This is a genomic window from Treponema putidum (genome assembly GCF_000755145.1).
GTDB classification, from domain to species: Bacteria; Spirochaetota; Spirochaetia; order Treponematales; family Treponemataceae; genus Treponema_B; species Treponema_B putidum.
Genome location: NZ_CP009228.1, coordinates 1,367,342 through 1,391,623 on the forward strand (window position 1 = coordinate 1,367,342; position 24,282 = coordinate 1,391,623).

Below are 24,282 nucleotides of genomic sequence, written 5' to 3' on the forward strand. Positions count from 1 at the left end.
TAGTCAATTTTATACTAATAGGAGAAGAGTATGCAATCATTAAAAGGAACAAAGACCGAACAGAATATTCTTTCGGCTTTTATCGGTGAGTCTCAGGCTCGTAATAAGTACACATTTTGGGCAAGCACAGCCGAAAAAGAAGGCTTTGTGCAAATCGCAAGAATTTTTATTGAAACGGCAGAGCAGGAAAGAGAACATGCAAAACGCCTCTTTAATTTTTTAGAAGGCGGAGAAGTTACCGTTTCGGCTACGGCGCCTGCAGGCGTGGTAGGCACAACTTTGGAAAATCTAAGGCAAGCGGCCGCCGGTGAAAATCATGAATGGCAGCACATGTATCCGGAGTTTGCTAAAACTGCAAGGGAAGAAGGCTTTCCTTTAATCGCTGCCGTTATGGAGAGCATAGCTGTTGCCGAAAAATACCATGCAGAAAGGTATGAGGCCTTTATCAAAAGGCTCGAAGAGAATTCTATGTGGGTACAAGAAAGTCCGACAACATGGAAGTGCTTAAACTGCGGCTTTATCGTGGTCAGCAAAAACGCTCCCGAAAAATGTCCTGCCTGTGCTCATCCTAAAGCTTACTTTGCCCGTTTAGAAGAAAGTTTTTAAACTTATCAAATTTTAAACTTAATCTAAATACTAAGCTTATCCTTCCAAAGAGGGGTTTTCAATTTTTTGATAAGCCCCTCTTCGAGAAGCTCAGCACTTAAACGCTTTACGTCCCCTGCTTCCCAAAATGTTTTCTTTGAAGAAAAAAAATCGATTGCTTCATTTTGAGTAAAAATTCTTTTATTTGCTTTTATAAATTTTATAAAAAGCTTTTCGTCCTCGGGATATTGAACCGCCGTTTTATTACAAATATCGCAGCCCGAACAGGCTATTACTTCTTCGTCGGGGTTGGAAGCTTCTGCTCTTGTTTCACCGAGGGCCTTTAATAGAACCGCCCTGCGGCACTTTCCGCTTTCGGCAAAGTCTTTAAGAACACCTGCCCTAAGACGCTGTTTTTCCGGCAAAAGCTCTATCCTTTTTTTGTCGGCAGGAGACCATAGCAGAACTGCCTCGGCAATGCTCCCGTCCCGCCCGCCCCTTCCTGCTTCTTGAATATAGGCTTCGGCAGTAGGAGAAGGATCCATGTGAATTACAGTTTTAACATCCTTCTTATCGACACCCATTCCCCAAGCACATGTACATATCAGTATACCGCTTTTATGTTCATGGAACCATTTTTCGGTTTCGGCCTTTTCTTCTCTTTCGAGGCCTGCATGATAAAATCTTATATTCTCGTCATTTAAGCGAAGGCGCAAAAATGAAGCTGTCTGTTCCGTTCCCTTTCGGCTGGAGCAAAAGATGACCATAGGTCTTTTTCTTTTTTGCACCTCTTCCAGAAGGGCAGGATTTTTTACCCTGCAATGCTTTACAAAATAAATTATATTTGTTCTGTCCGATTCGCCTCGAACCAAATGAGCCCTGCCCTCAAAAAGAATTTCGGCTATACGCTGTAAAACCGGAGGACTCGCCGTTGCCGTAAAAGCTGAAACGGCGAATGGATGAAGCTTTTTGATTATGTTTGTAAGCTCAAGATAGGCCGGCCTAAAACTGTCTCCCCATTCGGTAACACAGTGTGCTTCGTCTATCGCCAAGTGAACCACATTGCAGGCAGCAATCCTATCTATAAGAGTTCCGCCTGAAAGAACTTCGGGGTTTGCAATTATGAGCTTTGCAGGAGGCTTGCCGTCGCTCCCTTCCATGCGTGCAAGCTGGGCTTCTCTTTCTTCTTTAGTTTGCCCTCCCTTAAAGATGACAGGCTCAAGCCCTCCCTCCGCCATTCGCCTAAACTGATCGCTCATAAGGGCTAGAAGTGGATAGATGATTACTGTAGGCCCGTCCAGCAGAAGGGCAGGAACCTGAAAGCACAAAGACTTTCCCGCTCCTGTAGGAAGGAGAATAATTTGCCTTCCCCTCATAGTTCCATCCTCATCATAAAGCGAAGTTATTTTTTCTTCTTCGGTATTGGCGGTAATTTTTTGCAGCAATTTTGTTTTTTCATCTTTGCCGGAATCTTCACCGTTTTTCTTTTTGGTTTCAGTTTGTTCGGCTTCAATACGGGCTTCCACTGCATGAACCGCATCTAAGATATTGGCTATTGCAAGCCTCTGCCAAGGATAGAGCGACGGAATACCGAAAACATTTTTTGCACAGACGGCAACGGCATCTTCGGTTTTTTCTAAGCTGTATTCTGGATTATCGGTTTCGCAAACAAAGGGGCAGCAAAGGTCGTCCGGCGTATCATCCCATATGTACGGCTCATCGGCTTCTTGTAAATTTTGATTTTTCATTTTCACCTCTCAATATTATTGTACGAGATAGATGAAAAAAATCGTAATTTTTTAAAAAGAAATTATAACAAACACAAATGCAACGTATTTTTTTACGTTTCATTTACGTTTGAAACGTATTTTTCTTTCGTTTTATTCGTGCGGAGGGTTTAATACCCCGACGCTCTGCGTCGTAACAAAGGGTATTAAAGCCGACTGCAACCACCTTATGAGAACAACATACCCCGATGCTCTGCGTCGGGGTATGTTGATTTGCGTTTGCAAAATGAGTTTAAAATTTACTGAATTACAACAGAAAATCACAGGATTCGAGGGTTTTAAAATTTGAACCTGCGGCAGCTCTTATAAGATAGAATAAAAAATCTTTTAATTCGGCGTAGCCTTGATCAGAGAGGTTTAATTCTCTTGAAATTTTGGGGATAAGATTTTGAACTGCAAAGAGGTATAAAAGGCTTTCCCGTGAAAGCGGAAAGGCCGATTCATGTTTATCCAGACAGGAACTGCACACGCAAGAATCCTCATGCGGAACGAAAAAAAAGTTTTTTTCGCTGTGAGCGTAAGAAGATTCTGTGATGCCTTTATTAAGGCAATTCGTTTCCGCCATTTTACTTGAAATCCTTATTCCGCAGCGGCAGCAATGTTCCATATCGGGAGCAAGCCCCGATAACGATATTACCCTCCACAAAAAGCGGAGCAAGGCTGTTCGGCATTCGCCCTCGGAAGAAACGGTAATTCCCGTTAAAAAGGAATTTATGATTTGCCAATCGATGTTTCCTTTAAGTTTTACGGCTAATTCGGCTGCAAAGGCGGCGCACCAAATACGGGTCAGGTTATCGCTTAGGCCTATTCGGTAGTCGCTTACCTTAAAGTCGCTTATCTTGTTTGAATTTTTTATGGGATTGGAATAAATCCAAACTTCTCCTGTGTGATAAGGAATTACCATGCTTCGCAGTTTGCTTTTAGGCCCTCCGAATAGGGCTGCATCTATCAGCTTGCAGGAGTGTTCCGTATCGGGCAAGAGGAGGAGGGAGTTTCTGTGCCCCTCCCCGAATGTCTTCAATGAAAGGACAAGGGCTTCGGAAGACCAAGAGCGGTTTGCCATTTTTATTTAGTGCCTGTCTGACCTGCTTGGGACTCCGGAACCTTGTCATCGGTTTTACTTTGTGTAGAACCCGTCTGTAAGAGGTCTTTAGCCCTTCGGCTTAAAGCTCCGTTTTTTTCGTCTTCGGCAATTAAGGAAACAAGTGGTATCAGTTCAGGGTATTTATTTCGTTTGAACATATCAAGCCCTATGCTCTTAAAAGCGGGGTCATTATGGTTTAGATAGGCCTCAGCTATCGGGGCTGTTCCTTTGTTTTCGACTTTTGAAATAACCTTGCCGATCTCTGCGGAAAATTTATTTTGCTTTTTGTCCGAAATAGCTTTTAGTGATGCCGTTTTTACGTCCTCGAAAATTACATCAAAGTTATTCTTTAAAAGGTTTTCGGCAATTTTTAAACGGAGGGATAGTCCTGTTCTTTCTTCATTAAAAGAATCTATAAGCCATTCGTTTGCTTCCGCATTGTTAAAATGGGAAAGAGCTTCGACGGCAGTCAGCTTTACAACATTTTCAGGGTCTTTTTTTGCCCGGTATAAAATAAAGGGAACGGCATCTTCTGCTTTTTCTTCTTTTGCGGACTGAACGGCTTGAAGTCTTACTTTATAATAGGAATCTTTGAAGGCTTGCATTAAAATATTTTTTGCCTCCGGTACTTTAAAACCCGCAATTCCTTTGATCGCCGCCGTTCTTAAAACCGGATCTTTATTTTCAAAAAGTTCCGATAAAACCGGAACGGCTCTTTCGTCGCCTATTTTTCCAAGTGCCGAAGCCGCACTTCCTCTTATGATGGAATTTTCATCGGAATCTTCAACAACTCTAATTAAAAAATCCCATATTTCGGGTGTGTGTAATTCTTCCAATGCAAACATTATGTTTTGTTTTATTATCAGTGATTTTTTTTCGTCATCGGAGCTTTCAGAATCAAAAAGTTCCGTAAGAAAAACGGCATCTTCCGGTTTTCCTATTTTTCCTATTGCCGAAATACAGATGTCTCTATACTCGTCCTCCTCATCTTTTAAGATTTTACGCAAGGCTTCTATTCCTTCGTATATTTTAAGTTCACTGATATAGGAAATCGCTGAACGGACGGTTTCTTGGGGGGCGTCATCTTTATTTTCTAAGAGCATGAGGGCGTCGGCCTTTAAGCAATCGTTCTTTTTTTCGGCAAAGTAAGCAAATAAGGCTTCTCTGATTGCAGGAATCTTGGTCTCGGCAAATACTTTCTGTAAATCTGTATCAAAGCGGTCATCTTCATCGGCTTTTAGTCTTTTTATAAGCTCTAAAATATCGTCGCCGATGCCGTAAAGAATCGTGTCTCTTTTTTCTTCAAATTCCGAAACTTCTTTTTTCTTTTTTTCATCAGTTTGAGCTGCCTTATTTTCTGAAGGAGCTTGGGCGGTTTCTTGGGCTCCAAGTTGAACTGCGAAGCTTAAAATAAATAAGAGGCTTAGTACGCCGGGTTTTAAAAAAAAGTTTAATTCTTTTTTTAGGGTTTTCATAAATTATCCTCCGTGATACAAGTTTTTGCCTTACAAAACACTAACGGTTTTAAGACTTACAAAATACTTATTCTAAACGGTTTTCGTATTTCTTTAAAAAGTTTTTATAATAATCGTTAAAAGAATCGTTTTGAATGGCCTCTCTTATGTCTTGTACCATACTATATAAAAAAGCCAAGTTATGATAGGTTGCAAGCATTGAGTATAAAATTTCTTTTGTTCTAAATAAATGCCGCAAATAGGCCCTTGTATATTGTCGGCAAACTTTGCACTTGCATTGAGAATCGATCGGGTTAAAGTCGAACTCGTATTCTTTCCGCTTAATTGAAATGGCTCCTTCATGGGTAAAAAGGTTTCCGTTTCGGGCATTTCGGGAAGGCAGTACACAATCAAAAATATCGACTCCGTTTTTTACGGCTTCGAGGATGTAGTCGGGGGTTCCTATTCCCATTACATAGAGAGGTTTATTTTTTGGGATATGCTTTGCAGTAAAACTCAAATATTCTTGGTAGAGGTCTTTAGGTTCTCCTATGGAAAGGCCGCCTATGGCAATTCCCCTAGGCTCATGCTTTAAGATAGCTTCAAGGCTTTGAAGTCTTAGGTCTTCAAAGAACCCACCTTGTACTATAGGGAAGAGGGCTCCGTCATATTCATCGGGGGTATTGTGCCAAGCTGCAAAGGCCCTGTCGAGCCAGTTCATAGTTATTTTAAGGTCGGCAAGGGTTTGTGTTTTGCTTATCCCAAAAGAAGAGCAGATGTCCAGCTGCATTTGAATGTCGCTGTTAAAACCCGTCTGCAATTCTACCGCAATTTCAGGGCTTAAAAACTGACGGCTTCCATCTATGTGGCTTTGAAATTTTACACCTTCTTCGGTAATTTTTCTTAATTGTGAAAGCGAAAAAACTTGAAAGCCCCCTGAATCGGTTAAAAAGTTTTTTTTCCAGCCTGAAAAGCCGTGTAAGCCCCCTGCCGCTTTTATAACTTCAATTCCCGGCCGCAAAAAAAGATGGTATGTATTGGCCAAAATAATTTCAAAACCTATTTCGTTTAAGTCATCCTTTGTCATCGCCTTTACGGTAGCCGCCGTTCCCACAGGCATAAAGGCCGGAGTAAGCACCTTTCCATGAGGCAGATCCAAAACTCCCGTCCTTGCAGGAGAAGCCGCATCTTGATGTAAAAGTGTAAAAATTTCTTTTTTTCTTTCATTAAATCTTCAACCCTTTAACCGCTTGAAAGTTTATCACAAAGACGGGAAAAAATCAATTAAAGGGGGGAAGTTGACAGCAGGGACAGCTGAGACTCGGTATTTAACCGCAAAGGACGCAAAGAACGCAGAGGATTTTTTTGGGGGGGCTAATTATAAATTATTTTGAACTATTGTTATGGAAGAAGTTAGGCGGGACACTTTGAAAAATTTTATGTTGTAGATTTTTCAAAGTGTCCTAAACTAATAATTTTAGCCGATATCCGAGTTACTCCATTTTGTTTATGGCAAGCCATACTAAAAAAATGTCAAGGCGAAGCGGTTGGTATGAGTAATAATTAACACTTATAATCTCTCATTATTGTAGATTACAGGCTGCTACTATCATTGAATATAAACTTTGTGCAGTTTCTCGTGTCATAAAACCAATATCTTTTGCCCCAAATGTTCCACTGATATTTACACTATAAGATTTTGTAATTTTATTGTCTGAACTTATACTAACATCAAAATTCAACGATGCACCTATAATTTCATCTAAACCAACAGTTTTTTGCTTTAACTTACCAAAAGGTTTAAAAAGAGCTATAAAATAGTTAGGTTTAAACTTTATAACCCTTTCATTTAAATCTAAAATAGTTCCTTGCCTCTCTACCCTCCACAAAATAAAATTAAGAAAAACAATTATAGGTATTCCTATAAAAAAAATAGGCCTGTGTATTACTTCATTGAAATACCTTATGTAAATAAATAAAGAAGCAACAATAACCCCAATCGAAAGTAGCAACCATTGTGAGGTGAATTTAATTACATTTTCTTGATATCTCTTTACTCCCATATTTAACCTCCAGTTTAAGCTACCTGTAAAATATTAATTTGAGTTCTCTTTATTATCTCATTTTTATTCAAATATCCAACTAACCAAAATATGAATGTTATAATAAATAACATTACATATTCAACTCTAACTTTCATATTTTTAATCATCCTTATACTCCCTTTATCATGCTTATTATTCACTCAAAGTAAATGTTATAGGTTGGTTCCGCACAAACTTTTCCTGCAAGCGATTAGCTTGTCTAACCTAACTATATTTATAATTATATCATACTATATTTAATTGTGTCAATACTATATTTAGTTAAAATATTATGAATGAGTGTGTTTCTAAGAGAACAACAGAGTCTTGTTATCGGCAGACTTCGCAAGGAAAGAGAAAAAGCAGGTTTATCCCAGTTAGAATTGGCTTTGCGGGCAGATATTTCTCAAAACATGATAAATTATATTGAAACGGGTAAAAGGACACCCAGCCTCGATACTCTTTTAAAAATTTGTCATGCTCTGAATATCAATCCGGCTGTTCTTTTTTCTGATACGGAAGAAGAAAAGGCTGAAGCAAAAAAGCAAGTTCTTGATATAATACAAAGATGGATGTAGACGGATTTAGCTCAGCCTAAAAATTTGGCCTTTATTTATAAGCATCTTTTCGAGCTTCTATGTCAATAATAAATACGATGACTTTTTCTTCTGACACTTTATAAAAAAGACGAAAGTCTCCTAATTTAAAGCGGTATATCTCTTTGTAAATGCCTTTTAATTTTTTTATGTTAGGTCCGAAATGCGGATTTTTTCTTAATATGGGATATACATAATTTTTTATTTTTTGATATAGAAATTCGTACTTTTTTGATTTTATTTTTTTCTCAAAAGCCGCTGTTTCTGCAATTTTATAGTTAGTCAATTACTTTATACCTTCCTGCAGATATATCCGATAGGCCTTTTTTTAAGTCTTTTTCGAATTCGAGTATTTCCTGCATTTCTTCATCATCAACGATAGATTCATTAATGGTATAGTTTAATGCTGCATATTCCATATAATTTGAAATAGTGCGTTTTTGTCCTTCGGCTGCTTTTTTAAATATATCGTATATAGTATTGTCTATGCGTATGGTAATGGTCTTTTGCACTTGTTTTCCTCCTCTTCAAATATATTCAATTTTATTCAATTTGTCAAGTTTGTGTATCACGGAAATCAATTTTACTCGATAAGCATTTTATAGCCTCCATTGAATAAGATATAAATTTATGCTATACTCGAGCCGATTAAAATAAAGTGATTTAATCGGCCGATACGGAAATGAGGAATGATATGTGGAATTTTTTTACTAATATTAAAGAAAAGTTTTCAGGTATAAACAAAAATTATTCTGAAAATGTTTTAAATTCATATACTGCTAAATTGGTTCAAGTGCTGCAATCTATTGATAATCATATAGAGTATGAAATTGAGCTTGCGAATAATGTAGGCTTAAAACAGGATATATTGGATAAATATGATCCTGTTAAATACATCATTGAACTTGATACTCAAATATTGAAGAAAATCAAAAATTCGGAAAAAACTTTTTACGGCTTTTACAAAAAAGCAATTTTTTTGGATTTAACAGGATTTAAACATGTAAATGAAAAGATATACAGCGAACTTTTGTATAGAATGTTCGAAATGTCGGCAAGTAATAAAAACATGGATGTAAATAAATTTATAAGAGAATTCTATGCCTATTGCAACAAGAATTACTTTGCCTATTCCGGAGAAGAAATTATTAACCGGTTAAAAAAATATCTACAGCTGGCTGAACCCTATATAATAAAAACAAAATATGAGGATAGCTCACAAGAAGATTTTAGAAGCAATTCCGGTCAGCAAGAAAATACAGACTTTTTTGCCGAAACAAAAGAAGATGCTTACGGAGTTAAATTGATTATAGACCTGCTGTTTCAATACAATATAGAAGATATAAAATCATTAAATAAAATGCTAAAAAAAGCAGGCGGCTTCCATTTTTTTGTATGGATTATTCTTCCTATTGTGATAATTTTTTTAGGTGGTATTGCTCGCTCGAATGGGGACATTCCTGATGATATTTTTTGTTGGATTCTTGTTGCATGTTTAATAATTGCCGTAATCAACCTGAGCTTATTTATTTACAGGGCCGCAAAAATAAAATATCTTAAAAAATCCATCATGAAAATTGCAATTGCCGCAAAGATAGGCGAAAATTATATCTATTCTTCTTTAAAAGACCGATACGGAAAAAAATAAAAAAGCTTTTAAAGTGGAAATAATCTAAATACAATAGGATTTTTAATCCTTTAAAAACTATTACAGGAGTTTATTATGAAAAAACCGCTTATAGGAATTACGGGCAGCTGCCTTTATGAAACCTCGCAAAACCTCTTTGCAGGTTATGAAAGAATGTACACCAATGCCGACTATGTGAATTCGGTACTTGCCTCAGGCGGGGTACCTTTAATGCTTCCTATAATCGATGACGAAGAAGCTATTCAAAGACAGCTTGAAAACCTTTCAGGGATTATAATTATGGGCGGGCATGATGTAGAGCCTCATTTTTTTTAATGAGGAGCCTCTTTCCTGTCTTGGCGAAATTCTACCTAAGCGGGATGTTTACGAACTGAGCCTTATCAAAGCGGCTAAGACTTTAAAAAAGCCTATTTTGGGAATTTGCAGGGGCATGCAGATTTTAAATGTTGCCTTCGGCGGATCGCTTTATCAAGACCTTTCACTCATAAAAAGAGATATTCAAATACAGCATCTACAAAAAGCCCGCCCTCAAGAGCGCACTCATTCTATCAAGACCGAAGATAATTCTATTATGCAAAAAATTTTCGGAAAAGAAAATATGGTTAATTCCTATCATCATCAGGCGGTAAAAGACCTTGCAAAGGACTTTAAAATTACGGCTTATGCTCCTGACGGCATAGTTGAAGCCATCGAATACACAGGAGAAGGCTTTATGATGGGTGTTCAGTTTCACCCTGAAATGACAGCGGCTGTTTATAAGGCTTCATTGGACCTGTTTAAAGAATTTATAAGTCATTGCTAATTTTTTGCTAAAAATAAATAAAAAGATATTCTTGATGTACAAGGCTTTTTTGCCGATAATAGGTGCAGATTATGTGTAAATTTAAACTAAATTTGCGAAAAAGCTCCTTATTGAGCTTTGTACTTTTTACTATTCTCTTAAATTCCGCTTTTTCCGAAGATGCAGTGATAAATTTCGGAGGAACATTCGGGTGGAACAATCTTATCTATTCTAATAATATAGAACAAAGAAACGGGAAATTTGGATTGAAATCCTTAGGTCTATCATCAGCTCCTCAAAATATTACCGAAAGTACGGATATGTATCTCAGTTTCGATTTTAAGGAGACGGTTGAAGAAACCGGAAATTATACTGTGGAGAAAGCTTCTCTTATCCATATTGAAGCTCAAAAAGCAAAGTATGGAGAAGGGGCTGCCCTATGTTATGATAATCCGGGCAAAGAGAGTCTGATTTTAAAACCGTCGAAAGGGGCTTTTTTTTCGGGGACTAAAATAGTAAAATCTTTTACAATAGAATTCTGGCTATGCCCTCAGACAACAGAAAGCGGGAGTACTATTTTACGCTGGTGGACTTCTCTGGTTGACGGAAACAAAACAATGTACCAAAATATAGCGGCCGGTATTTTTCACAATAAGCTGGAATGGTCATTTTTAAATATTTGGCAGGATAAAAATAACAAAGGCCTTGATATAAAACTTACAGGAAAGTCAAACATAATACCTGAAATTTGGAGTCATCATCTTATTACCTATGATGAAAATACAGGGCTCTTGGAATATAGAATGAACGGAAAGACCGAAGCCATTACATATATGACCGATACGGGAAGAGAGAGCCGGCAGGTGCTGCATTCCGTTCTAGGAACCTCATCCGATGTTCTTATCGGTTTAAACTATTCCGGTCTAATAGATGAACTTAAAGTAACAAACTTTTTTTCCAAATTCGGAATGCCTTGGGAAATATCTTCCTTGTTTGAAAAATATCCCCAAGACGGAGGCCGTATCGAAACAAATATAATCGATACCGGAGGGAATAAATCCCGGCCTCTCATATTAAAAGCCTTATATGAAACCCCGGAACAAACCGATGCGGAATTTTTTATCAGAACTGCCGATAGCCCTTTTAATTGGAATGGAACCTACCCTGAATGGAAAAGTATTAAACCGAATGAAGAGATAAAAAATATTTCCGGCCGTTTTTTTCAGATTGCTTGTAATATTTATTCCGATTCGGAAGGGCTTAAATCGCCGATTATTCATTCATTTTCTTTAGAGTATGAAAAAGATAATCTTCCTCTTCCTCCTGCGAAGATTATTGCAAGGGCAGGAGATTCATCCGTTTACTTATCTTGGCCGCCTTCAATAGATACGGATGTAAAGGGGTATTTAATTTATTTTGGAAATAAAAAGGGTGAATACTTTGATGAATTATCGCCTATAGATGCGGGAAATGTAACAAATTATAAAATAGAAAATTTAAAAAACGGCAAATTGTACTTTTTTGCGATAGCTGCTTATGATGAAGAAAACGGAGAACATGCCGGTGATACATCAAAAGAGGTGTGGGCTAGGCCTCTGCAAAGTAAAAAGGAAGGAAAGAATGTCGAGTAATTTGAACATTATAATTGAGCAGGCTAATTCAGCTATTTTATCTCGTGATTATGACTTTGCTGAAAAAGTTTTGTTAAATCAGCTGAAAAAGGAAAAAAAAACACCCGATGAGTATTACCTGTTAAAAAGTATTTTGGGAAAACTGTATATCCGATCAGGCGATATAAAAAAAGGTTTAGAAGTCTATAAAGAATTAAATTCTCTTGATGCAAATAATGTAGATATTTTAAATAATATGGGAGTAATATATCGCCGTCTTAATATGCTTAACGAATCGGTAGTTATATTGGAAAAAGCGAAGGCTATTGACAGTAAAAACGAAACTACTATTTATAATTTGGGAAACACATATAAACAAAAGGGCGATTATCAACACGCTATACAATGTTTTATGGACGTGCTGGAAATAAAGCCCGATGATGCCCTTGCTTATAATCATTTGGCAAGTGTGTATTTTTTATGCAAAGATTATTCAAAAGCTCTTGAAGTTTATAAGATGGGCTTAAAAGTTGATCCTAATCATCCTTTTTTAAATTTTAATCTTGCAGATGTTTATAAGGCACAAAAGCTTTATAAAGAAGCCGTCAATTCATACCAAACTGCTTTAAAGACAAAACCTAATTGGCCTGAAGCTTTAAAAGCCATAGCTGATTGTTATGTCGAAATGGGAGATTTGCAAAAAGCAATTGAAACATATAAAATTATTATAGAATCAAACGGTTCTTCTGAAGAAAATTTTACCGGCTTGGCCGGACTTTACCAAAAGAAGCATCAAGATAAACTTGCTGAAGATTTTTATAAAAAAGCTATCTCTATAAATGATAATTTTTTACCTGCAGTGTTGGAATATTCCAATATGCTTAAAACTCAAAAAAGATACTTTGACGCTTATAGTATTTTGATAAACGCTAAAGAAAAAAATCCCGATAATAAAGACTTGCTATTGAGTACGGCAGATGTATGCTTGATGCTTGAAGATTATGCAAAAGCGAAAGAAATCTTAAATCATTTAAGTAAACAAATTAAGGGTGATAAAGATATTCTTAAAATGCAGGGTAAACTTTATTCCGTATTAGGAGACACTAAAAAGGCAGAGCTTATTTTTGAACACCTGTTGCAGATATCTCCAAGTGAAATAAATATGCGTGCAGAACTGGCTGACCTTTATTTTCATAACGATAAATATAAAGAGGCAGCCGGTGAGCTGATTAAATATCTAAATGAAAGACCCCAAGAAATTTCTGCACGTCTAAAACTAGGAAAGGCCTATGAACAAATGCAAAAATATGATTTAGCCAAGCATGAATATAACAAGATAATAAAAAACGATTCAAAAAATACTGAAGCTCTTGCAGCAATTTTGGAGCTAAATAAAAAAGAAGGAAATACAGCTGAAGCCGTCCGGCTTGCAAATGAAATTGTTGATATTCGAACGGATAGTATCGAAGACGATGATATAAATGGCTTATCCGAGTCGGTTCAATTATATGAAGACGCTGTCAGCTCTTATGGGGATGATGGAATTCTTAATAAAAACCTTGATAAACTTAAGTTTCCGGAAGAAGAGCTTGATATAAGTCTCGAACAAGAACTAAAAGAGGTAGGAGATGTAAACTTTGAAGATGACGATGAAATTACCCTTAGTGAAAGTTTTGAAGATATGCCGGATTTGGAAATGCCTTTTGATGATTTGATGGAATTGGCCGATGATGAAGATCTTAACAAAGAAGAAGATGAAGACTCTTTAGAAAATTTAGTTTATGTTGATGCTCCGATTGATGATAGCCCCGAAATGATTGATGGATATGATTCTCCTGATTTTAGCAATTCAGGTTTAGGAAAAAATCACAAAAATGATATGCCTGAGGAAGAATTTCAACTTCAAGATACTTCAAAACAAAAAGATGCTGCAGAAGAAATGCAAATCCCTCAATCTCCGCCGTCTCAAATTCCTCCAAACGAAAATATTAAGCCTTCACAACCTCAATCAAGTTCTGCTATGCAGCAACCTGAATATTCTGCCGGAGTTAGCCCTACAGCAAAGCCGAATGCAGCTAGCAACTTTGATTCGGAAGATGAAGAAATTGAAATGGGACCGGAATTGAAAACCGCACCTCAACCGAAAGCAGAATCTCAACCGAAAGCTCCGCCTCAATCGAAAGCTGTACCTCAATCGCAAGACGTTTCCAGTCCCTTATCTGAAATACCGGCAGAAAAAAACTCACCTAAAACTTCCGGCGAGCCTAAACTTGATGAAAAGGATCTAAGTGCTGAAGATTTTTTAAGCAATGAAGATAAATTAAATAATGAAAACGGGATAGTGGATGGCCTTCCTGTCAGCTCCGATGATGCTCTTTTGGACACTGCCGATACGGCTTCCAATTCTCTTCTCCCATCTTCAGTCGATAATGATTTGGAATTATCCAAAATACTTGATGAAGATACTAATATGATTTCTAAAAATCCGCATAAGGGAATTCTGCCTCATAATTTAAAAAATTCTCCTCAATTTGAAGAAGAGTTGAATATAATCGAAAGTTATGAAATTGTCAAACTCTTTGTATATTTGCGTGATTTGTTGGATAACCTTCCTGCCATAGAATTGAAAGACTTTCTTATAAGTAATGAGCGAATTCAAATGGAATATGTTATAAATAAACTATCGGGCGATGTGGGATTAAAACGCAGAATGATTCTCTTAAATGTAAGAGGTGCTTTGAAAAAAACAATCGAACCTAAGACTTCCACAGATAAAACTTTAAAAGATGTTTTAGGCTACCTGCGGATAGTTGCATCCCAGCTGCCTGACAAAGGGTTTGCATCCGCTTGCATAGGAAAAATCAATAATCTGATAAAACAAATCGAATAAAGTTTTGATAGGTTAATAACTGGACAAAAAACAAAATATATATTATTCTTGCTAGACAGGAGTTTAAATATGGAATTAAATAAATATATAGATCATACCCTTCTTAAACCTACGGCTTCCGAAAAGGATATAATTAAAATTTGTGATGAAGCAAAGAAATATCATTTTGCTTCCGTTTGTGTAAATCCGTGTAATGTTTTATTGGTGAGTAGGGAGCTTAAAGGTTCCGATGTAAAGGTATGCAGCGTTATTTCTTTTCCCTTTGGAACTTCTTCAACAGAGGTAAAAGTAGAAGAGGCTAAAAAAGCAATTGAAGCCGGAGCGGAAGAGATAGACATGGTTATAAATGTCGGAAAACTTTTAGAGGGAGATTTGAAATATACTCAGAATGAAATAAATGCTGTTACAAAGGCTTGCCATGAAAAGGATGTTCTTCTTAAAGTAATTGTCGAAACTTGTTATCTTGAAGAAAAAAATATTGCAGATATTTGTGCCGTTATCGAAAAAGCGGGAGCGGATTTTATAAAGACTTCGACAGGCTATGGAAGCCGAGGTGCTTCGGTTGAAGATATAAAACTGTTTAAAAAGTATTTAAAAAAAGATACAAAGATAAAGGCTTCAGGCGGAATACGTACCCGTGAAGATGCTGAAACCTATATCGGTTTGGGCTGTTCAAGGATAGGAGCCAGCAGCGGCATATCAATAGTTACCGACAAGTAAATTGTTATAAAGTAACCTCTAAAAAACTGAAGTTTTTAGAGGTCACCCTTAGATTTAAGCTCTCTTGCCGAGTTCTTTATCCAGAATCATAAGGCCCGTATTGCCGTCAATGTACTTAAACTTATCAAGGATAGCTGTAGCATTGGCTTCCTCTTCAACCTGTTCATTGATAAACCAAGTTAAGAAACTTTGAGTTTTATAATCTTTTTCGGCAATGGCCAGCTCGTAAAGATTTGTAATTGAAGCGGTTACAAATTTTTCGTGTTCTAAAACCTTTTTGATTACATCTACCGGTTTTCCGTATTCGGTACTTTGGGCACCGATAGCTCCTAAAACCGGCTTTGCTCCTATTTCAAACAAATATTTGTATATTTTAAGAGCATGTTCCATTTCTTCCTTAGCTTGAAGCTGCATCCAATGGGCAAACCCCAAAAGAGCCTCAGCTTCAAAATGTACAGCCATACCTAAATATAAATAAGCCGATTCCATTTCCTTGTTAATCTGCTCGTTTAAAGCCTTAGTAATTTTTTCGTTCATAATATTTACCGCCTTTTGTATGTTAATATATTAAAGGTAACACTATTTTTATCTATAGTCAAGTAAGAAATTCCATTATTTTCTGCTATAAAATTTGAGAAAATGCTAAAAACAACATTTTACAGAAGAATTATGGACTGTGATTGCCTAAAAATTGATTTTCGTGTTTTTGTACAATACTTAAATAAGCCTTGATTTTATTTAATATATAAGATACACTTATTCAATATTAAAAAATAAGGGATTGATTAAACTTATGTCCTTGGAACAAATTATCTATGCAGAATCGCTTTCCAAAAAATATAAGATGAGGGAAGATTACGCTGTTGAAGACTTTTCGTTAAAGCTGAATTGCGGCGAAATATTAGGGCTTCTCGGCCCCAATGGGGCCGGCAAAAGTACGATTATAAAAATGCTTTTAGGAATTATAAAACCCACAAGCGGAGAAGTCAAGGTTTTTAATAAAAATCCTCTTAAATTTTCTTATCAAGATAAAAAGAAACTTGGCGTTTTTCTCGGAGGTAAATCCAACCTGATTTATCATCTTCCTGTAATTGAAACAATAAAACTTTTTAAGACAATGTATAAAATACCCAATGATATTTATCAAGATAATATAAAAAAATTTTCAAACATTTTAGGGTGTAAAGATTTTCTAAATAATAAAACAGCGACTCTTTCTTTGGGACAAAAAATTCGTGCCGAACTTTTATGTATTTTAATTTATGAGCCGTCCCTGCTTATTTTGGATGAACCTTCTTTAGGTTTGGATATAGAAGGTAAAAGGACGCTGCGGAATATTCTTCAAAATCTGGCATTAAATAAAAATATTTCAATCATAATTACTACTCACGATATTTTGGACATGCAAAAACTATGCAGCAAAATTATTTTAATTGCCAACGGTAAAAAGCTTTTTGAAATGAACCGTCTTCAGTTGGATGCGTATCTTGACAAATATACAAGTTTGACTACAAATGTTGAATTGGATTGTAAACTATTTGATATTAAAAAAACCGATGAAACTCTAACAGGCGATAGGCGTTATTTATTAAAAAGAAATCAAGCCGATTCCGTAAGTAAAACACTTGCAGAGCTTAATGCAAATATAAAGTATGAAGAGCCTAATTTAGAGGATTTGCTTTATGAATATTATAAATAGATTTTTTTTAATTTCCTTAAAAAAGAATTTTGCCTATCCCGCAAATTGTTTTTTTATTATACTTGATGATCTCTTCGATCTTGCCGGAATATGGATTTTTTGGAATTCTCTTTTTGCGTTGGGGTTAAAGGCAGCAAGTTGGAATTACAATAGTTTGACCGTATTTATGGGATTTAGTTTTATATGCACGGCAATTTCTGCATTCTTTATCGGAACATATTTTATTGAATATTATATTTTAAACGGAAGTTTGGATCTATGTTTGGTAAAACCCATAAATCCTATTCTTTATATTTTATTGGAACGGGCTAACTTTTTTAGAATTTCATTCAGATTTTTGTTGGGCTTAGGATTTGTTCTATACGGCTTGATAAAATTACAAGCTCTAAAAGTTCTCATACCGGCTCTTATAATTTGTACAGCCGCAACCGTTGCTATAGAAAACATTCGTCTAACCGTTTCTTTTTTAGGTTTCAAAATAGGGAAGGCATATGAATTGCTTGAGTTAAGTTTTTCTTTTTTAGAAATAAAAAATACCCTCTTAATTTTTTCCTGCCGTACTGCAAAAAATTTTTACCTATGTAATTCCGGTTATGTTTACTGCTACAGTGCCAGCACGGTTATATTCTTTTTCCGGCGGAAAGAATTATTTTCAACTATTTATTTGGATGATAGTTTTAAGCATACAGTTTTTTCTATCTTATATTCTTTGTAATACCGCATTAAAAAAAGGATTAAGCCTATATGAATCTGCCGTTTAAAAAATATTTAATGTTTTCGATTGCAAAAATTAAGGAAGAAAATCAATTTAAAATAGATTTTATATTATCTTTTTTTTCAATCTTCATAAGTTCAATTATTTTTTTACTTCTTTTTAAAAATATTTTTTTTAATTCTAAGACTGTAAACTTTAAGTATATAACCGGTTACTATATAACGGTAAATATAATTTTTTATTCCGTTTCTTCTGCAATGTATATTGCATATAATTTGATGGAAAACATAAACTCAGGATCAATAATCCCTCTTTTGATACAGCCTGTAAATTATATTTTTAGAATTTATATGGAGGCTTTCGGTTTGTTTTTTATCCGCTTAATTATAAATATAATTTTTATTGCAGCCGTTAAAATATTTTTATTAAATTCTTTTAGTTTGTTTTCGATTTTAATAGGTTTATTTGCTTCAATCCTAGGTTTTTCTATTTTATTTTTTATTCAAGCAATTATCGGCTGCTTTACGGTTTGGTTTACGGATATTACCAGATTTAGAGACTGCATGTATTCTGTTTTACTTATTTTAGGAGGAAAATTTTTTCCTGTAGAATATCTGTATGGAAATTTAAAACATACGGTAAAATATACTCCCATTCCCTATGTTTTTGATACGCCTGCCCGGTGCTTTTTAGAAAAGATAAGTTTTTCGGAATTACAGGCGCAAGGTTTATGGTTTATAATTTTATTTTCAATTTTATTTTTACTCTTTAATTTAAAAGTAAAACATAATATTGAAATGGGCAGCTAAAAATCTTCTGCCTATGTTTTTAGAGGCTCCCCTCCCATAAGCTAAAATTTATTCATTATGCGTACAAAAAATGCGAGGGTGCGTTTAAACTCGTCCAAGCGAATTCTTTCGTCATTGCCGTGAATCAGCCCCCGTTCCTCTTTTGTTAAGTGCATTGCAGAAAATCTATAAACCTTATCTGAGATTCTTGAATAATGCCGGGAGTCGGAGCAGGCCATCATAAGGTAGGGGCTTACAAGGGCATCTTCCCATGTCTGTCTTACGGCATCGCTTAAAAGCTCAAATTCGGGGCAATCTATTTTTGAATACCGGCTGGGTTCTTCATCGTATTTGACTTCAATCTTTACGGCCTCATTTTTTATTATCTTTTTAAAATGCGAAATAATGTTTTCTTTTCCATCCTCAGCTAAGTAGCGGATGTTTATGCCTATGCTGGCCTTAGGGGGAATAACATTAAAGGCATCGGAACCGGCCATCTTTGTTACGGCTGTAGTGCTGCGGAGCATGGCATTTAATTCCCCGCCTGTTTTTTTTGTGAGCATGTTAAAGAGGGGATAAAAAACTTTCAAATTTGCAAAGACCAATCTCATTCCAAGTCCTGCGTGACGGCCGAGAACATCAAACATAGCCGAAACAGGGGGTGTTACGTGCATGGGGAGGGGATGGTTTTCGATGTTGCAGACAGCCTGAGCAAGTTCTCCGGCAATTGTGTGTCTTGGAGGAGTTGAAGCGTGCCCGCCCTTACTTTCCATCGAAAGCTCCACATCCATCTGACCTTTTTCTCCTATACCTATTACTGCAAACCTTTCTTTTATGCCGGGGAAAATGCCTTCAACTACGGCTCCTCCTTCGTCAAGAACAAAGCCGACATTTATATTTTCTTTTTTAAGCTCTTCGACTATTGCAGGACAGCTTGGGCCGTGCGGCTCCTCATCTCCCGAAAATGAAAGATAAATGTCGTGTTCGGGTACAAAGCCTTTTGAAAGAAGGTACTCGGCAGCTTCTATTACACCGCATAGGGTACACTTCGTATCCAAGGTGCCGCGGCCCCATAGTACATTATCTATAATTTCCGCCCCGAATGGATCTCTGCTCCAGCCATCCCTGTTCACGGGAACTACATCATAATGAGCCATAAAAACCGAAGCCTTTTCAGAACTCTTTCCTTTCCAGTGATACAAAAGCCCCTTGGGTCCTAAAATTCGGCGGGGGCAAGTTTCGGTTACCAGAGGATAAGCCTCATTAAGATAGTCTTGGAATTTCTTAAAAACGGTTGGGTCTTCAAGGCTGACATCGGCATGGGAGACTGTGGGAATCTTTATCATACCGGCAAACCGGCTTATGGATTTATCAAAGTCCATATCTACATCTTCGATTATAGGTTTATTCGGCTTTTTAGGTTTAAATGTGAGAGCCCTTAGCAGCAAAACTAAAGGAAATACAAGAAGCAATAACAGCAGGTATAAGTAATTCATAAGTTTCCTCCATAAAAACTTTCTACTTCGTATTATATCATAAAAAACAGATATTTACAAATACCAAATTATGAGTGAAAGCTAGATTTTTTCTTAAAAATATGATACACTGCCGGCATTATCGTTCGGAGGATATCTTATGGAATTGAAAGAAAACAAGTTTGAACAAATAAAATATTTATTATCCGAAAAACGGTATATTGAAGTACAGAGGACATTGGCCGAGTTAAACGAGGTCGATATAGCCGAATTCCTTGAAAGCGAATCCGCACAAAATGCCATTCTAATGTTCCGAATGCTGCCTAAAAGCATGGCAGCCGAAGTTTTTACTCTTTTACCCAAAGAACAGCAAAGCCGTTTTATAGCCGCCGCTACCGATAAAGAGCTGGTTTCAATATTGGATGAAATCTTTTTGGACGATATGGTTGACATTGTTGAAGAAATGCCTGCAAACGTCGTTAAAAAGATACTAAAAAATACCGGTAGTGAAGAGCGTATGCTTATCAATCAGTTCTTAAAATATCCTAAGGACTCGGCGGGAAGTCTTATGACTATTGAGTACGTAGACTTAAAAAAAGATATGACCGTAAAACAGGCTCTTGATTATATCCGGAAGATAGGTTTGGAAAGCGAAACCATTTACACCTGCTATGTTACCGACAAAAATAGAGTTCTTGAAGGCTTTATTTCTCTTAAAGAATTGGTGCTTGCCGATGAAGATAAAAAGATTGAGCAGATTTTTAATAAAGAATATATATGTGTAAACACCCATGATGATCAGGAAAAGGTTGCCTTCACTTTTAAGAAGTACGGCTTTTTGGCTCTCCCCGTTGTCGATAATGAAAATCGCCTAATAGGCATTATTACTGTTGATGACATAATGGATGTTATGGAACAGGAAGCTACCGAAGACTTTCAGAGGATGGCCGGTATGCAGCCTAACGAAGAAACTTACCTTGAGACGGGAATCTTTAAACTTGCAAAACACCGAATAGGCTGGCTTCTTTTGCTGATGGTATCGGAAACCTTTACCGGAACTATAATCGAACGATACACCCATTTACTTGCCTCTATGACCATTTTAACGGCCTTTATTCCTATGCTGATGGATACGGGCGGTAATTCGGGAAGTCAATCTTCGACCTTGATTATCCGAGGTTTGGCTACAGGAGAAATAGAGTTAAAGGATTGGAAAAAAGTTTTTTTTAAGGAGCTGGGCATTTCCGTTTTGGTAGGCTTTACCTTAGGCCTTTTTAGTTTTTTAAAATCGGTCTTTCTTGGAGGAAGAAATCCTATGGTTGCCCTTACTGTAGGTGCCACCCTTGTTGCAACCGTAAGTGTAGCAAAGATTACAGGCGGTATTCTCCCCATTATTGCAAAAAAATTAAAACTTGACCCTGCAATTATGGCCGGCCCTTTGATTACGACAATTGTAGATACGGTAAGTTTGATTATTTACTTTAAGATAGCAACTGTTTTGTGTGCAGGAATGTTTTAGTGCCTATGAGTTTTTTAAGAAACTTGAGGTATAAGAAATTTTCTCAAAATGAAAAGATTGAAGTCCTAATAAAGGAAACCTTCCGAAAGACTATCCATCTTTGTGCAGCCTTTGTTCCCCTTTTTGCAAGGCACTTTTTTTACCCAACTATAATAGCCTTGTCCTTTATAACCTGCTTATATACGGTTTTTGAAGTTTTAAGATTAAGAGGTCATAATATTTTTATGATTTCAAGTATTACAGGCTTTGCAGCAAGGGAACGGGATAAGGGAAAATTTGTCTTAGGGCCTGTAACTCTTTCTTTGGGGGTTATAAGCAGTCTTCTTATTTTTCCATTTAAGGAAGCAAGTATAGGAATTATGGCACTGGCTTTAGGTGACGGGCTTGCAAGCCTTGTCGGGAAACTTTGGGGAAGACAGCACCTAAATATTTCCAAAGATAAAACCTTTGCAGGAAGCATCGCCTGTTTTACTGCCGTTTTTATTTCTAGTTTTGCAATAAGCAGGAGTTTTATAAAAAGTCTTTGTATTGCCGTCATCGCAACCGGAACGGAAGCTCTTCCATTAAAGGACTTTGACAATATACTGATACCTCTGGTGTGTGCAGGAGCAGCCTTTATATTGGGTGTCTGAAGTAGAGGCTAAATTAATCGCCCTTAGTTTAAGGCTATTTTTAGGATTTCTTCAGGTTTTGAGATTATTACATCAGCACCGGCTTTTTCCAGTTCGGGACGCTGCCTAAAACCCCATAAAACGCCGATCGTAAAAAGGCCTGCATTTTTTCCGGTTTGAACGTCCGTTGCAGTATCTCCTATGTAAAGGCAATCTTCTTTTTCGAGCTTGAGAATTTTTAAAATTTCGTAGACACCTGCAGGCTCAGGCTTTAAGGGAACGGAATCCCTGGCACCTAAGATACATGAAAAAGTATTTTCGCCGAAAATTGTCTTAACCACTTTTTCTGTTGTGGAGTGGGGCTTATTTGAAAGCACATTTACCGAAATCCCGTTTTTGATTAAATCCGCTAAAAGTTCTTTAATTCCCGGATAGGCCTCGCATAGATAAACGGGGTCGGCATCATAGGCTGCATTATATTCTGTAAGAATTTTTTCTTCTAAGGCCTTATCGTTTTTTCCGGATCGTTCAAGGACTCTTTGTACAAGTTTTCTTGCACCGTTTCCGGTTAATATTTTAAATTCTTCCGCATCTACAGGCGGTATGCCGTATTTAGCCGTTTCAGCGTTTAAAAAATGAGCTATCGAATAAAGAGAATTGGTTAAAGTTCCGTCTAAATCAAAAATACATGCTTTTTTCATAAGGCCTTTATTCTAACAAAAATCGAAAATCTATTCAAGCTAACCGCTGCATTTGTTATATATTTTTAAGTAAAGAACATAAGCCTTTTCATATCAGATAAATATAACCGCTATCTTGATTAAAATAGAAAAAACTGGTATATTTAAGCGTAGATATTTAGGAGGACTTTATGTCAGAAAAATATGATTTGGTTATAATTGGAGGCGGTCCCGGCGGTATGGCCGCAGGAATTTATGCAGCCCGTTCAAAGTTAAAGACGGTTATTCTTGAAGAAAAATCCAATCAAGGCGGGCAGTGCTATATTACTGAAGAAATCGAAAATTACCCCGGTTTTCCTGAATCTTCAGGTCCTGCTCTGACCGAAGCCTTTAAAAAACATGCCGAAAAATTCGGTGTAGAATTTAAAAGAGCAAAGGCCGAAAAAATCGAACTTGTTCCTAATTCGCCTACACGTATCGTTCACGGAAGTGACGGCGTAAAGTATGAATGTTTGGCTGTTGTTGTTGCAACTGGTGCCAGTGCCCGAGAGCTCGGCTGTAAGGGTGAAAAAGAACACTGGGGAAAGGGCGTTTCGTACTGCGCAACATGTGACGGAGCCTTCTTTGAAGAGTGCGAAATCGTAGTTATCGGCGGCGGAGACTCCGCTGTTGAAGAAGCCATGTATCTTACAAAATTTGCCGACAAAGTAACTATCGTCCACAGACGGGACGAGCTTAGAGCTGCAAAATCCATTCAAGAAAAGGCTTTTGCCAATCCTAAAATGGCCTTTAAATGGAATGCCGTTGTTGAAGAGGTTTGCGGAGACGGCCTTGTAGACAGTGTTATCTTAAAGGATACAAAGACAGGCGAAACTTCCAAATTCGATACCGAAGGCGTATTCGTATTTATCGGACACAATCCTCAAACCGCTTTTATTCAGGGCTTGGTTGATCTTGATGAAAACGGCTACATCCTTACAAACGGAAAAATGGAAACAAACGTACCCGGTATTTACGGCGTAGGCGATGTTATTCAAAAAGAATCAAGGCAGGTTGTTACGGCAGCAGCCGACGGTGCTCTTGCCGGTATCTGGGCAGGCCACTATATTGACGATATCAAAGCCAAAATGGCTATGAAAAAATAAACCTATAGGAGAAACTAAAATGGTTGAATTGACAAAAGAAAATTTTGAACAAGAAGTTCATCAGTCAAAGGGTGTAACATTTGTAGATTTTTGGTCGGAAGGATGCGTTCCTTGTAAACAATTAATGCCGGATGTTCATGCAATGGCAGAACGCCATGCCGGAAAGGCAAAGTTTTGCTCATTCAATATTGACGGTGCAAGGCGTGTTGCTATGAAAGAGCAGGTCTTAGGTCTTCCTACAATGCTCATCTATATTGATGGAGTGCGCAAAGACGGCGTTACGGGAAACGATTTGACCATTGCTAAAATTGAAGAAATGGTTAAAAAATACATCTAATTTTAAGTTTTAATCTTTTAAGCCGTAAAAAAGACGATAAGTTTTTTTAACGGCTTTTTAAAGATACGGTTTAA

Annotated in this window: 23 protein-coding genes and 2 pseudogenes; 15 read left to right on the plus strand and 10 right to left on the minus strand. The window is 36.8% G+C overall.

The genetic code is table 11. From position 1 onward, the window contains the following. Nucleotides 1-30: 30 nt before the first annotated feature. Nucleotides 31-606, plus strand: a complete 576-nt coding sequence (rbr, locus tag JO40_RS06145) for a rubrerythrin (protein WP_002672707.1) — start codon at nt 31-33, stop codon at nt 604-606. A gap of 23 nt (nt 607-629) precedes the next feature. Here the strand turns inward: rbr and JO40_RS06150 are convergent, their stop codons facing one another. The 5 genes from JO40_RS06150 to JO40_RS14610 all read right to left on the minus strand — a co-directional run bounded on the left by JO40_RS06150 (nt 630) and on the right by JO40_RS14610 (nt 6,973). After that, on the minus strand, nt 630-2,333 hold the full coding sequence (locus tag JO40_RS06150) for a RecQ family ATP-dependent DNA helicase (RefSeq protein WP_044978578.1): 1,704 nt from the start codon (nt 2,331-2,333) through the stop codon (nt 630-632). 286 nt (nt 2,334-2,619) lie between these two features. Next, nucleotides 2,620-3,435 (minus strand): DNA repair protein RecO, encoded by an 816-nt coding sequence (recO, locus tag JO40_RS06155; protein ID WP_044978579.1) that lies wholly within the window; start codon nt 3,433-3,435, stop codon nt 2,620-2,622. Nucleotides 3,436-3,437: 2 nt separating this feature from the next. Further along, complete coding sequence (locus tag JO40_RS06160) at nt 3,438-4,931, minus strand: HEAT repeat domain-containing protein (protein WP_044978580.1); 1,494 nt, start codon at nt 4,929-4,931, stop codon at nt 3,438-3,440. A gap of 67 nt (nt 4,932-4,998) precedes the next feature. Continuing rightward, nucleotides 4,999-6,120 (minus strand): tRNA guanosine(34) transglycosylase Tgt, encoded by a 1,122-nt coding sequence (gene tgt / locus JO40_RS06165; RefSeq protein ID WP_044978581.1) that lies wholly within the window; start codon nt 6,118-6,120, stop codon nt 4,999-5,001. A 373-nt stretch (nt 6,121-6,493) separates the two neighbouring features. Beyond that, complete coding sequence (locus JO40_RS14610; protein WP_245609047.1) at nt 6,494-6,973, minus strand: hypothetical protein; 480 nt, start codon at nt 6,971-6,973, stop codon at nt 6,494-6,496. Between the two features lie 317 nt (nt 6,974-7,290). Between JO40_RS14610 and JO40_RS06175 the strand changes: the two genes are divergently transcribed. After that, nucleotides 7,291-7,572 carry a helix-turn-helix domain-containing protein gene (locus tag JO40_RS06175; protein WP_044978582.1) on the plus strand — a complete coding sequence of 94 codons (282 nt, stop codon included), beginning with the start codon at nt 7,291-7,293 and terminating at the stop codon, nt 7,570-7,572. A gap of 31 nt (nt 7,573-7,603) precedes the next feature. On the opposite strand, the gene JO40_RS06180 is transcribed toward JO40_RS06175, so the two are convergent. Further along, nucleotides 7,604-7,876: a type II toxin-antitoxin system RelE family toxin gene (locus JO40_RS06180; RefSeq protein ID WP_044978583.1), complete on the minus strand. Its 273-nt coding sequence runs from the start codon at nt 7,874-7,876 to the stop codon at nt 7,604-7,606. Further along, a complete protein-coding gene (locus JO40_RS06185; RefSeq protein WP_002692434.1) occupies nt 7,869-8,102 on the minus strand; it encodes a hypothetical protein in 234 nt (77 codons plus the stop codon). The genes JO40_RS06180 and JO40_RS06185 overlap by 8 nt, the downstream gene beginning before the upstream one ends. A 182-nt stretch (nt 8,103-8,284) precedes the next feature. Between JO40_RS06185 and JO40_RS06190 the strand changes: the two genes are divergently transcribed. From JO40_RS06190 to deoC, 5 genes and pseudogenes are all read left to right on the plus strand, one after another. Beyond that, nucleotides 8,285-9,238: a hypothetical protein gene (locus JO40_RS06190; RefSeq protein ID WP_245609048.1), complete on the plus strand. Its 954-nt coding sequence runs from the start codon at nt 8,285-8,287 to the stop codon at nt 9,236-9,238. A 75-nt stretch (nt 9,239-9,313) separates the two neighbouring features. Further along, nucleotides 9,314-10,040: pseudogene (locus JO40_RS15200) on the plus strand (gamma-glutamyl-gamma-aminobutyrate hydrolase family protein). A 62-nt stretch (nt 10,041-10,102) separates the two neighbouring features. Beyond that, on the plus strand, nt 10,103-11,650 hold the full coding sequence (locus JO40_RS06200; protein ID WP_044978584.1) for a fibronectin type III domain-containing protein: 1,548 nt from the start codon (nt 10,103-10,105) through the stop codon (nt 11,648-11,650). Further along, entirely contained in the window at nt 11,640-14,519 is a 2,880-nt protein-coding gene (locus tag JO40_RS06205) for a tetratricopeptide repeat protein (protein ID WP_044978585.1), read from the plus strand. Before JO40_RS06200 ends, JO40_RS06205 begins: the two co-directional genes overlap by 11 nt. Before the next feature lie 69 nt (nt 14,520-14,588). Further along, the gene (gene deoC / locus JO40_RS06210; protein ID WP_044978586.1) at nt 14,589-15,239 is read left to right on the plus strand and encodes a deoxyribose-phosphate aldolase; all 651 of its coding nucleotides are present in this window, start codon (nt 14,589-14,591) and stop codon (nt 15,237-15,239) included. Between the two features lie 54 nt (nt 15,240-15,293). Here deoC and JO40_RS06215 read toward each other — a convergent pair whose 3' ends face one another. Then, nucleotides 15,294-15,776, minus strand: a complete 483-nt coding sequence (locus JO40_RS06215; protein ID WP_044978587.1) for a ferritin — start codon at nt 15,774-15,776, stop codon at nt 15,294-15,296. 256 nt (nt 15,777-16,032) lie between these two features. Between JO40_RS06215 and JO40_RS06220 the strand changes: the two genes are divergently transcribed. The 4 genes and pseudogenes from JO40_RS06220 to JO40_RS06230 all read left to right on the plus strand — a co-directional run bounded on the left by JO40_RS06220 (nt 16,033) and on the right by JO40_RS06230 (nt 18,462). Continuing rightward, nucleotides 16,033-16,938, plus strand: a complete 906-nt coding sequence (locus JO40_RS06220) for an ATP-binding cassette domain-containing protein (protein WP_044978588.1) — start codon at nt 16,033-16,035, stop codon at nt 16,936-16,938. Continuing rightward, nucleotides 16,922-17,461, plus strand: a pseudogene (locus JO40_RS06225) (ABC-2 family transporter protein); the annotation flags it as partial. The gene JO40_RS06220 and the pseudogene JO40_RS06225, both read left to right, overlap by 17 nt. 70 nt (nt 17,462-17,531) lie before the next feature. Beyond that, on the plus strand, nt 17,532-17,699 hold the full coding sequence (locus JO40_RS15325; protein WP_084224520.1) for a hypothetical protein: 168 nt from the start codon (nt 17,532-17,534) through the stop codon (nt 17,697-17,699). Then, a complete protein-coding gene (locus JO40_RS06230; protein WP_044978591.1) occupies nt 17,683-18,462 on the plus strand; it encodes an ABC-2 family transporter protein in 780 nt (259 codons plus the stop codon). The genes JO40_RS15325 and JO40_RS06230 overlap by 17 nt, the downstream gene beginning before the upstream one ends. 41 nt (nt 18,463-18,503) lie before the next feature. Here JO40_RS06230 and JO40_RS06235 read toward each other — a convergent pair whose 3' ends face one another. Beyond that, nucleotides 18,504-19,937 carry a M20 family peptidase gene (locus JO40_RS06235; protein ID WP_044978592.1) on the minus strand — a complete coding sequence of 478 codons (1,434 nt, stop codon included), beginning with the start codon at nt 19,935-19,937 and terminating at the stop codon, nt 18,504-18,506. Between the two features lie 139 nt (nt 19,938-20,076). On the opposite strand from JO40_RS06235, the gene mgtE reads away from it, so the two are divergent. Together mgtE and JO40_RS06245 are read left to right on the plus strand one after the other, a co-directional pair. Next, complete coding sequence (mgtE, locus tag JO40_RS06240; protein WP_044978593.1) at nt 20,077-21,435, plus strand: magnesium transporter; 1,359 nt, start codon at nt 20,077-20,079, stop codon at nt 21,433-21,435. Between the two features lie 5 nt (nt 21,436-21,440). Then, on the plus strand, nt 21,441-22,067 hold the full coding sequence (locus JO40_RS06245; RefSeq protein WP_044979728.1) for a diacylglycerol/polyprenol kinase family protein: 627 nt from the start codon (nt 21,441-21,443) through the stop codon (nt 22,065-22,067). A gap of 23 nt (nt 22,068-22,090) precedes the next feature. Here the strand turns inward: JO40_RS06245 and JO40_RS06250 are convergent, their stop codons facing one another. Beyond that, a complete protein-coding gene (locus JO40_RS06250; protein ID WP_044978594.1) occupies nt 22,091-22,747 on the minus strand; it encodes an HAD family hydrolase in 657 nt (218 codons plus the stop codon). A gap of 170 nt (nt 22,748-22,917) precedes the next feature. On the opposite strand from JO40_RS06250, the gene trxB reads away from it, so the two are divergent. Together trxB and trxA are read left to right on the plus strand one after the other, a co-directional pair. Continuing rightward, a complete protein-coding gene (gene trxB / locus JO40_RS06255) occupies nt 22,918-23,871 on the plus strand; it encodes a thioredoxin-disulfide reductase (RefSeq protein WP_044978595.1) in 954 nt (317 codons plus the stop codon). A gap of 19 nt (nt 23,872-23,890) precedes the next feature. Then, entirely contained in the window at nt 23,891-24,208 is a 318-nt protein-coding gene (trxA, locus tag JO40_RS06260; RefSeq protein ID WP_044978596.1) for a thioredoxin TrxA, read from the plus strand. Nucleotides 24,209-24,282 lie beyond the last annotated feature (74 nt).